Origin of the sequence: Pseudoalteromonas sp. MelDa3 (assembly GCF_002863625.1) — a bacterium.
GTDB lineage: Bacteria > Pseudomonadota > Gammaproteobacteria > Enterobacterales > Alteromonadaceae > Pseudoalteromonas > Pseudoalteromonas arctica.
In genome coordinates, this window is the sequence record NZ_PJBR01000037.1 from 1 (window position 1) to 10,731 (window position 10,731).

Genomic DNA, 10,731 nt, shown 5'->3' on the forward strand with positions numbered 1-10,731 from the left:
TCACTATGTTTCTTAAAAGCCTCTTAACAGTGAGCGTTGCTTTGGCAATGGGTGCTGCAAACGCTAACGAATTCGTTATTGAAAAACTCGCAAAACCAAGTTCACAACAGGTGTCGTTAACACTCGACCCGAGCCAAGATACATTCACAGGGATGACTGAGATTTCCCTAGAAGTACTAAAACCAACAAAATACATTGAGTTAAATGGCGTAGCTTACGCTGTTAAAATGGCGCAACTGCTTGGTGATGAAAACTGTGATTTAAACAATGAAATGCTTAAAACAGGTAAAGTAAAATTTAGCTGTGATGAGCAAATTCAACCAGGTAAATACACCCTTAAAGTTGATTTTTCAGCGCCATATAACCGTCAAAGTGTTGGTTTATACAAAACATTAGACCAAGGCACTCCTTACTTATTTACTCAATTTGAAATGAGTGATGCACGCCGTGCATTTCCTGTTTTTGACGAGCCAAGTTACAAAATTCCATTTCAGCTAACAATTACCGCGCCTACATCACAAAAAGTATATTCAAATACGCCAGAGTTAAAAACAACAGTTAATGGCGATATGACCACACACTTTTTTGATAAGACACCGCCAATCCCTTCATACCTAGTAGCGATGGCTGTTGGCCCGTTTGAAGAATTAGAAATTAAAGGCATGCCAATTCCTGGTCGTGTAATTACCCCTCAAGGTAAAATTCACTTAGCCCAATACGCAAAAGAAAATATGCCAAAAGTACTGGGCGCACTTGAAGCGTATTTTGGTATCCCTTACGTTTACAAAAAATTAGACTCAGTAGCGGTACCAGAGTTTCCATTTGGCGCAATGGAAAACTCAGGCTTAGTGACCTACAGAGAAGATATTTTATTGGTTGATTTAGCTGCCGCAACACGCAGTAAAAAACAACGTAATGTATCAATTATTGCTCACGAACTTGCTCACCAATGGTACGGTAACTTAGTAACCATGAAATGGTGGAACGACTTATGGTTAAACGAAGCGTTTGCTAGCTGGATGGCTGCAAAAATTACTAAGCAGCTTAACCCTGAGTTTGAATCGCACTTAGACCTGCCACAAAACAACGTAATGGCACTTGATGCACGCCTAAGCACCAAGCCTATTCGTAAGCCAATTAAAACCGAAGCCGACATTATGGACGGTTTAGGTCTTGCTTACAGTAAAGGCAGCTCAGTACTTGCTATGGTTGAAAACTGGATTGGCGAAGATGCATTCCAAAAAGGTATTCAAAGCTACTTAAAAGAGTTTTCATATAAAAATGCTGAAGCGGCAGATTTGTGGGAAGCACTTGGTAAAGCATCAAATAAAGACGTAGCGAGTGTTTTAAAATCGTTTATTGAACAGTCTTCTTTCCCACTAGTAAAAGTAACTCAACAAGGTAACAAAGTAACTATTTCACAAAGCCGCTTTGTAAATGCAGGCGTTGATGCGCCAGAGCAGTTATGGAATGTACCGGTTGCAATTAAATATGGTGCTGGCGATAAAGTAAAAACAGCAAATGTATTACTTAATAAACAAAGCCAAACGCTAGACTTAGACTTTGAGCCAGAATGGATTTATCCAGATCAGGGTGCACTAGGCTACTACCGCTGGGTAATGGATGACGCACAATTTAGCGCACTTGTTAAAAAGGCGCCAAGCGTACTGAGTGACCGTGAACGCTTAGCGTTGTTATCGGCTACTGATGCACTACTTGACGCTGGTGTTATATCTGCTGCTAAGTTAATGCAAACACTTGAAGTGTTCGTAAGCGATAGCCACCCTCGCGTAGCAAATACCGCGCTAGGTTACTTAGTATCGCAACAACGTACTTTTAAAGACGATAGCAATAAAGACCTATGGCCTGAATTTATTCGCGGTGCAGTAACGCCTGCAGCTAAGAAATATGGTTTAGAAGCTAAAGCGGGAGAAGACGGAGCTATTGCACAACTTCGTGCGGCCGTTGTATCACGCTTAGGTTTTGATGGTGAAGATCAAAACGTAATCAGTAAAGCGAAAGAAAAAACACAAGTTTATTTAAATGATCCACAAAAAGTAGATCCTTACTTAGCGGGTACGTACTTAACTCTTGCTGCTTTTCATGGTGACAAAGCGCTGCTTGATCAATTCATGACAACGTTTAAAACAACGAAAGATCCACAAGTACGCACTAACATGCTTGCTGCAATGGGCTTTTTTGGTAAACCTGAATTACAAAAAGCGGTATTAGCTTATAGCTTAACGGATGAAGTAACTGCCTCTGACATGCGTACTATTTTGTCAGGTCAAAGTTATACAGATGAGCGCCAAGCGTTATTTATTGACTGGGTTTACAGTAACTACGATAAAGTAACAGCAAGCTTACCGCCTTTCTTTATTCCTAACTTGCCGTACTTTACAACGGCGAGTTGTAATGCAGAAAGCTTAGCTAAAACAAAGACCTTTTTTAACGAAAAAGTAGCCGATGTAGCCGGTTACGCTCGTACATTAAGTAAGCTTGAAGAAAGCACAAACGATTGTATCGCGCTTAAAACACGTGAACTTGAATCGGTTAATAGTTTCTTAAAAAGTAAGTAACCCTTAGGTTTATTAAGCTATAAAAACACAAAAGCCGCTGAATATAAATTCAGCGGCTTTTTACGTTTATGTTTACGTTTACGTTTGTATTTTATTAGTTACCAATAATCATAGTTAGCTTGGCTATAAAGTCTTTTGCTGCTTGCTCAGAGTTTATTTTAAATGCCACACCGTAGTGAATAGGCTGAGCACTTTTAAAAATACGTGTAGGAAAGCGTGTCATCTCGCTGCTATGAAAGTAGCCTTGCGCACGAGTTACGCCATCAATATCACTAAAGTCATCGCTAAACACCTCAAATGCTGGGCGAATTACTATTTTACCCTTGCCGCTTTCGCTGTGGGTATAAAATGCTTCTTTAGAGTTTACTAACATGTACTCTGCAATATTTTTAATCTTAAAATTACTTCTACACTGTAATTTAATGAGCTGTTCTGTCAGCTCGTCTGCACTATAAGCCACGTGTAATCCCTATTAGTTAATTTGCGTATTAGATTAACGCATACACACAATAAAATCTGAATTTATTTGTCTGCTTTACTGCGTTATATCACATACAAAAGCGAGTTTTTCATTGTTGTAACTCATTCTTGTTATATTTGTTTCGCAGTAGGTGCTTAAATTAAGCCATTGCGATACTTCATCACTTCCATCAAGTTTACGCTGATAAACGCGGTTTTTAATAGCATAAGCGATAGTTTCATCATCTTTCAAAATAAAATCTTGAACTTGAGCAGGTAACCTTAGTAGGTCTTCAACTTGTTTATCCTGTGGATTAAAACTCGCTAAAATATGTTGCTCGTTTTTAGTGTAACTAAATAAAAATGCAGCCGTAGAGTTGTTATAAATAAGCGTTCGGCCAATATTACTGGCAGCTATTTTCCCCTTCGCTTGTGCAACAGAAGTATATTGAAGAGTATGAGGTTCACCTAAAATAAACATTACTAAATCATTTTGAACACCCCATGCATGGTACCCAACAGGTTCAATCCAATCAAAAATACGACTTGGCGCATCTTCGCTTTTGAGTGGGTATTGCCACAGTTTTTGCTTACCATCTGCCTCTACAACAATCGCTGATACTGCATCACCACTTGGCATAACCGTTGGTGAATATTCGCTTACGGGAGAGTTACTGATATTAATAACTTTTTTTGATGTTAAATCGTAATAAGCAATATCGGTTTGGCTTTGCTCACCTGCAGTCACCTCATGAGTAAAGTATAAACCTATACTTGTTAAGTGCGGTTGGTTGTTATAACTGTTTTTATCACTCACTATATTAACTTGTACCCCATAAGGCGTATTTAAATCAGCAAGTAATACTTGGCTTTTTGGCATGCTAGCCTGCGCCATAATTGGGCTAAGCGCTGCTATAGAAAATATCCCAAGTAATGGTTTAATAAGTTTCATGCTTTCTCTCGTTTTAATTTTAAGCACCTCATGATAACGTTATTTGCTGATGACGTCACTTGAGCAAAGTCAGTCAACTCTTAAGATACCCAAACGGCTTAAAATAATGTTAAGTTTAGTCTGGTTATAAAACCTGGTCCTAAAAAAGAGAATTAACATGTCAGCTAAAAATCCTATTATTGCGATTACGGGTTCGTCTGGTGCGGGTACAACCACCACAACCAATGCAATTAAACATATTTTCCGTAGCCTTAATATTGAAGCGGCTTTTATCGAAGGAGATAGCTTTCATCGTTACACTCGCCCTGAAATGGATAAAAAAGTACGTGAAGCACAACAAGAAAATAAACACATTAGTTACTTTGGCCGAGAAGCAAATGACTTTGGTGCTTTAGAAGCGTTGTTTGAAAACTATAGTGAAACAGGCCAAGGTAAGTTACGCCGATACTTACACACCTTTGATGAAGCCGTCCCATATAATCAATTACCGGGTACATTTACTCCTTGGCAAGACCTTGATAGTAATACTGATATATTGTTTTATGAAGGGTTACACGGCGGCGTAGTTGATCAAGATGTAGACGTTGCAAAGCATGTCGATTTATTAATAGGCATGGTTCCAATTATTAACCTTGAGTGGATTCAAAAATTAATACGCGATACATCCGAACGAGGCCATTCTCGCGAAGCGGTTATGGGCTCTATTGTGCGCAGTATGGATGACTATATAAATCATATTACCCCGCAGTTTTCTCGTACCCATATTAATTTTCAACGAGTGCCTACTGTTGATACATCAAACCCATTTAGCGCCAAAGATATTCCATCTCTTGATGAAAGCTTTGTAGTTATTCGCTTTAGGGGTATTGATGATGTTGATTTTCCTTATTATTTACGCATGATCGAAGGCAGTTTTATGTCTCGTATTAATACGCTTGTAGTACCAGGCGGCAAAATGGGCTTGGCTATGGAGCTTGTGCTTACCCCATTAATTAAAGATATTATTTTGAAAAAGCGTGCACTGGAAAACCTAGCACCACTCGATTTACCTATTTGATTACCGACTCTTTTTTGTTAAAGCTAACTCACGTACACTGCTGATTTTGCTCAAGGTGAGATCAGCATGTCACAACAATTAAAAATTATTGTCGGTTCTAAAAATCCTGTAAAAATAAATGCCGCTAAACATATTTTTACTATGTATTTTCCAGAATGTATCATTGACTGTGAAGGTGTGAATGCTCCCTCTGACGTGCCCGATCAGCCTATTGGCGAAGACGAAACACGTATTGGCGCGCAAAACCGTGTTAATTATTGTAAAGAGCACCACCAAGCTCACTATTACGTTGCAATGGAAGGCGGTGCAGAGCAATTTAGCTATGGTGCAGCAACCTTTGCTTACGTTGTTATTGATAATGCCTTAAATCAAGTTGTAGGGCGTAGCAGCAACCTTCCTCTACCCCAAGTACTTTATAATGCATTACTTAAAGGTGAAGAACTTGGCGATGTAATGGACAAAGCATTTAATACCACCAACGTTAAACAAAAAGGTGGCGCTATTGGTCTACTTACCAACAATCATGCCACGCGCGAAAGTACCTATACACAAGCACTCACTTTAGCTATGGCGCCTTTTTTACACCCTGAGCTATACGGCCAAACAAATTAATTTAGGAAGTTTAATGAAGTACAACTATGTATTGTTTGATGCAGACGAAACCTTATTTAGGTTTGATATTTTAGCGGGCATGACTCGCATGTTTAAAGCTTACAACGTAGATTTTAGCCAAGACGATTATATTCATTATCAAAAAACCAATAAGCAGCTGTGGGTTGATTATCAAAATGGCACTATTAGCGCAGATTACTTACAAGTAACACGCTTTAATGAGTGGGCTTCAAAACTTAATGTGCCAGCAAAAGAGCTAAACGATGCTTTTTTAGATTCTATGGCGCAAATTTGCGAGCCATTACCTGGTGCTATTGAGCTTTTAAATAAACTTAAGCCAAATGCTAGATTAGGTATTATTACTAACGGATTTGCCCGTTTACAAACCGTACGCCTTGAGCATACTGGCTTAAAAGATATGTTTGAATGGTTAGTTATATCTGAACTTGTAGGTATAGCAAAACCGAATAAAGCGATTTTCGAGCACACATTTGAGCTAATGGGTAACCCAGATAAAAGCGAGATACTTATGGTGGGTGATACTGCTGCAAGTGACATACTTGGCGGCAACAATGCTGGTATTGATACTTGCTGGTTACAGCACCCTGGTGAGCAATTAGCCGACGGAATAAAGCCAACCTATACCGTAGCTAGTTTAAATCAGTTACAAGCTCTTTTGGAGTTATAATAAAGTATAGAGCTATTAAATTTCACGCAAAAAAAAATGACGCTAATTAGCGTCATTTTTTATAACTGTTTTTCGAGCTGCTCTTTTACTGCTTTTAGGCTGGAGCTAACTCAAGACCGGGTGCAGGCATCGTCACAGGCGTTTCAAATGTTGCCCACTCCCATGCTGACTCTGTAGCCATAATTTTACGAAGTAATTTATTATTTAAATCATGACCCGATTTAAATGCAGTTACTTTACCTAAAAGGTTATGGCCTGTCATAAACATGTCACCAACACAGTCTAATATCTTGTGCTTAACAAACTCGTCGCTATAACGTAAACCGTTAGGATTTAAAACTTTGAACTCATCAAGTACCACAGCACTATCCATGCTACCACCTAGCGCTAGGTTGTTTGCATGCATGTATTCAATATCTTTCATAAATCCAAAAGTACGCGCACGGCTAATTTCTTCAATAAAGCTTTGCGTTGTTATATCCAACCCAATACGTTGGCGACTTTCATTGATAGCTGGGTGGTTAAATGCAATCTCAAAGTCGATATGAAAACCATCATATGGTTCAACTTCAGCCCACTTATCACCTTCTTCAATGCGTACTTTTTCTTTAATACGGATAAAGCGTTTAGCAACGTTTTGCTCTTCAATTCCGCCTTTTTGTAACAGATATATGAATGGTAATGCACTACCATCCATAATCGGCACTTCTGAGCTGTCTAATTCTACAATTAGATTATCAATTCCCATTGCAGCAACGGCTGCAATAAGATGCTCAGTAGTCGATAAGCGAACACCATCTTTGTTAATTAAACAGGTACACAACTGCGTATCACCAACGGCTTCAGGTGTTGTTTCAAAATCAACAACCGGATCAAGGTCGACACGACGAAATACAATCCCAGTATTTGCGCTCGCAGGTCGGAGAGTTATTGTGACCTTCTCACCTTTATGAAGTCCAATTCCTATGGCTTTGACTACTTCTGCAATCGTACGCTGTTTAATCATAGGTATGCTCACTTTTAAATCAGTTACAGTTATATGGCGGATTTTAACATAAATCCTTTTGCCTTTCAATATTTGTACATATTTCAAACAAAAGTATTATTAAATGTTAATCAGCCTGCTTACGTAAAAAAGCGGGGATATCAAAATAATCACCACCTTCTGATTTATCCGCTTTTTTACTGTTTTGTGCTGAAGAGCTCGATGCACTGCTTGAACTAGTTGTAGGCGCTTTTTCTTTGCTTTGCGTTTTAGCAGTGTTTTCTTCAGTGTTTGTATCTTGGCTTGCAAAGCTTGGTACGTACATACTGCTCGTTTGGTTTGATGTGCTTGCAACATCAGAACCTGATGCTTTTTTAAAGCCGTTATCAACAATACCAAACTGTGGACGACGATCGCCGCCTAAGCCAGTTGCAACAACCGTCACACGTAGCTCATCAGTCATTTCTGGGTCGATTACCGCACCAACAACAACCGTTGCGTTTTCTGACGCAAGTGCTTTAACGTGATTACCAACAATTTCAAATTCTTCAATCGCAATGTCCATACCTGCGGTGATATTAACTAAGATACCTTTAGCACCTGTTAAATCAACGTCTTCTAGTAGTGGGCTTGAGATAGCGGCTTCTGCTGCTTCTTGTGCACGATCAGGACCTGACGCAGACGCCGTTCCCATCATTGCAGTACCCATTGCAGACATTACAGTTCTAACATCGGCGAAATCCACGTTAATTAAACCAGAACGTGTAATTAGCTCTGCTATACCTTGTACCGCACCAAATAATACGTCATTAGCTTTAGCGAAGGCATCTAGAAGTGTAGTCCCTTTTCCTAAAACTTTAAGCAATTTATTGTTCGGAATTGTAATAAGTGAATCTACAATTTCTGACAATTCGTTAATGCCTTGTTCAGCGGCTGCTGCACGTTTTTTACCTTCAAAATCAAAAGGACGTGTTACAACTGCAACGGTTAAAATACCGAGTTCTTTAGCAATTTTAGCAACTACCGGTGCTGCACCAGTACCTGTACCACCGCCCATACCGGCTGCAATAAATACCATATCGGCGCCTTCAAGGCTGGCACGAATTGTATCTGCATCTTCTTCAGCCGACTTACGGCCTACTTCAGGGTTTGCGCCCGCACCCAACCCAGAGGTTATTTGCGTGCCTAGCTGAACTGTAATATCGGCAGCAGAGTTACGTAATGCTTGCGCATCCGTATTGGCGGCTATAAAACGCACGCCTTCTATTTGTTGTTTAACCATGTGCTCAACAGCGTTACCGCCACCACCGCCCACGCCGATTACTTTTATTACAGCTTCTTCGCTGTGTTGTTCCATTATATCAAACATGTTTACTCTCCGACTTGAGTCTTAAAACTCGCCTTGGAACCATTTAGTAATGCGGTTCCACCAATTATTGTTATCCTCTGCTTTCGACTTTTGTGCATTCATCGATTGCATGGTACGCCCGTATTGTAACAAACCAACAGCGGTTGCGTACGAAGGATCATCTACATAGTCTGTCAAACCAACCATCCCGATTGGCTTGCCTATTCTTACTGGCATTTGGAAGATGTCTTCTGCCACTTCCATCGCGCCAGTCATTTTAGCAGTTCCGCCTGTAATAACGAGACCTGCCGCAATTTGGTCTTCTAAGCCTGAACGACGAATTTCTTCCATCGCAAGCTCAAATAATTCTCTAAAACGAGGCTCTACCACCTCAGATAATGTATGGCGCGACATTAACCTTGCTGGTCGTCCGCCTACACTTGGTACTTCAATTGTGTCTTCGCTACTTGCCATTTGGCTACTAGCACATGCGTATTGTACTTTGAGTGACTCGGCATGTGATATAGGTGTGCGAAATATTTTTGCAATATCACCAGTAACTTGGTTACCCGCCACTGGAATAACCGCAGAGTGACGAAGTGCGCCATTAATATAAATGGTGATATCCATAGTGCCGCCACCAATATCAAGTACTGCAACACCTAGCTCTTTTTCGTCATCTGTTAGTACAGAATAACATGACGCTAATGCAGTAAAGATAAGTTGATCGACTTCAAGACCACAGCGCTCAACGCATTTCTCGATATTTTTTGCCATATCGTTTGAGCACGTAATAATGTGTGCACGCGCTTCCATACGAACACCACTCATACCAAGTGGGTTTTTAATGCCCTCTTGCATGTCGATACTGTATTCTTGCGGCAATGCATGCAGCATTTTACGTTCTGCCGAAATAGGCACAGAACGCGCAATATGAATTACATTTTCAATGTCTTCGTCAGTGACTTCAGTGTTATTAATTGCCACCACGCCACTTTCATTTTGACACTGTATATGTTTGCCAGAAATACCCAAATACACAGAGCTAATACGACAATCAGCCATTAACTCGGCTTCGTCTATTGCTCGGCGAATAGACTCAGACACTAAGTTTAAATCGTTAACGCCGCCTTTATCCATACCATGAGATACTTGGCTGCCCACACCAACAATGCTGAGCTTGTTATCTGCGGTGATTTCACCTACCGTGGCAACCACTTTCGAGGTGCCAACGTCTAACCCTATTACTAGGTTTCTTTCTGCTGACTTAGTCATGCCTTACTCTTATTTTGTAATTGTTCTTCTTGCACTGGCTTAAAGCTGACTGCAAGGCCGGTATCATACCGTAAATCTATTGTATCTACTTGTGCATCTGCACGTTGTTCCATTCGTGGATAAACGTCTATAAAACGTTGTACACGCTTGGCTTTATCTTTACGTCCTAAATTTAAACGTATTCCGTTATCTAGCCATAGTTGCCACGAAAAACGCTCCGACAATGCCAAACTTGTTAACGTTAAGCCGTTAACTTTTAGCATTTCATCAAATTGCTTAAAAGCAATCCACGCTTCTTCTTCGCTGCCTTCTGGGCCGTATAACTGCGGTAAGTCATGATCTAACTTATCGCTGCTGGCTTGAAATGCTTGACCACTTTGGTTGAGCAATAAGTCGCTATTCCAATGTGCTACTACTTCATGTTCAACAACATATACTTGTATAGTATCAGGCCATTGTTTACGCACCGAAGCGGTAGCAACCCAGGGTAAGTCTTGAACTAGCTGCTGCACATGCTTAACATCAAGTTCAAAAAAACTACTTAAATCGGCTTTTTTAATCGCTTTTATAATTGCCGTTTCATCTGTGTATTTAGGCTGCCCTTGCACTGTAAGGTGCTTAATTTGAGCATCTTTGTTTTCAACTAACCAATCCGATACACCTGTTGTAATTTGCACTAAGCCAATTACAACTATCAGAAAAAAGCTCACACCAAAAATCAGAGACCAATTAAGTTTCAGTTTGATTTCCTGAGCTTTTTCTAAAAGGGGATGCAT

The 10,731-nt window shown here is 40.1% G+C and carries 10 protein-coding genes; 4 read left to right on the plus strand and 6 right to left on the minus strand.

What is annotated here, in order from left to right:
• Window positions 1–5: 5 nt before the first annotated feature.
• Window positions 6–2,579, plus strand: a complete 2,574-nt coding sequence (locus CXF89_RS09385; RefSeq protein ID WP_121954463.1) for a M1 family metallopeptidase — start codon at window positions 6–8, stop codon at window positions 2,577–2,579.
• Between the two features lie 94 nt (window positions 2,580–2,673).
• On the opposite strand, the gene CXF89_RS09390 is transcribed toward CXF89_RS09385, so the two are convergent.
• Both CXF89_RS09390 and CXF89_RS09395 read right to left on the minus strand, forming a co-directional pair.
• Window positions 2,674–3,039: a hypothetical protein gene (locus CXF89_RS09390; protein ID WP_007579906.1), complete on the minus strand. Its 366-nt coding sequence runs from the start codon at window positions 3,037–3,039 to the stop codon at window positions 2,674–2,676.
• A gap of 75 nt (window positions 3,040–3,114) precedes the next feature.
• Complete coding sequence (locus CXF89_RS09395) at window positions 3,115–3,990, minus strand: hypothetical protein (protein ID WP_121954448.1); 876 nt, start codon at window positions 3,988–3,990, stop codon at window positions 3,115–3,117.
• A 157-nt stretch (window positions 3,991–4,147) separates the two neighbouring features.
• Between CXF89_RS09395 and CXF89_RS09400 the strand changes: the two genes are divergently transcribed.
• The 3 genes from CXF89_RS09400 to yjjG all read left to right on the plus strand — a co-directional run bounded on the left by CXF89_RS09400 (window position 4,148) and on the right by yjjG (window position 6,347).
• The gene (locus tag CXF89_RS09400; RefSeq protein ID WP_007579904.1) at window positions 4,148–5,047 is read left to right on the plus strand and encodes a phosphoribulokinase; all 900 of its coding nucleotides are present in this window, start codon (window positions 4,148–4,150) and stop codon (window positions 5,045–5,047) included.
• Window positions 5,048–5,113: 66 nt separating this feature from the next.
• Window positions 5,114–5,659 carry an inosine/xanthosine triphosphatase gene (gene yjjX / locus CXF89_RS09405; protein WP_121954449.1) on the plus strand — a complete coding sequence of 182 codons (546 nt, stop codon included), beginning with the start codon at window positions 5,114–5,116 and terminating at the stop codon, window positions 5,657–5,659.
• A gap of 13 nt (window positions 5,660–5,672) precedes the next feature.
• The gene (yjjG, locus tag CXF89_RS09410; protein WP_010554302.1) at window positions 5,673–6,347 is read left to right on the plus strand and encodes a pyrimidine 5'-nucleotidase; all 675 of its coding nucleotides are present in this window, start codon (window positions 5,673–5,675) and stop codon (window positions 6,345–6,347) included.
• A 94-nt stretch (window positions 6,348–6,441) separates the two neighbouring features.
• On the opposite strand, the gene lpxC is transcribed toward yjjG, so the two are convergent.
• From lpxC to CXF89_RS09430, 4 genes are all read right to left on the minus strand, one after another.
• Window positions 6,442–7,353 (minus strand): UDP-3-O-acyl-N-acetylglucosamine deacetylase, encoded by a 912-nt coding sequence (lpxC, locus tag CXF89_RS09415; protein WP_007582940.1) that lies wholly within the window; start codon window positions 7,351–7,353, stop codon window positions 6,442–6,444.
• A gap of 106 nt (window positions 7,354–7,459) precedes the next feature.
• The gene (ftsZ, locus tag CXF89_RS09420; protein WP_121954450.1) at window positions 7,460–8,701 is read right to left on the minus strand and encodes a cell division protein FtsZ; all 1,242 of its coding nucleotides are present in this window, start codon (window positions 8,699–8,701) and stop codon (window positions 7,460–7,462) included.
• Between the two features lie 21 nt (window positions 8,702–8,722).
• On the minus strand, window positions 8,723–9,955 hold the full coding sequence (gene ftsA, locus CXF89_RS09425) for a cell division protein FtsA (protein ID WP_007582937.1): 1,233 nt from the start codon (window positions 9,953–9,955) through the stop codon (window positions 8,723–8,725).
• Complete coding sequence (locus tag CXF89_RS09430; RefSeq protein WP_024590214.1) at window positions 9,952–10,731, minus strand: cell division protein FtsQ/DivIB; 780 nt, start codon at window positions 10,729–10,731, stop codon at window positions 9,952–9,954. Before CXF89_RS09430 ends, ftsA begins: the two co-directional genes overlap by 4 nt.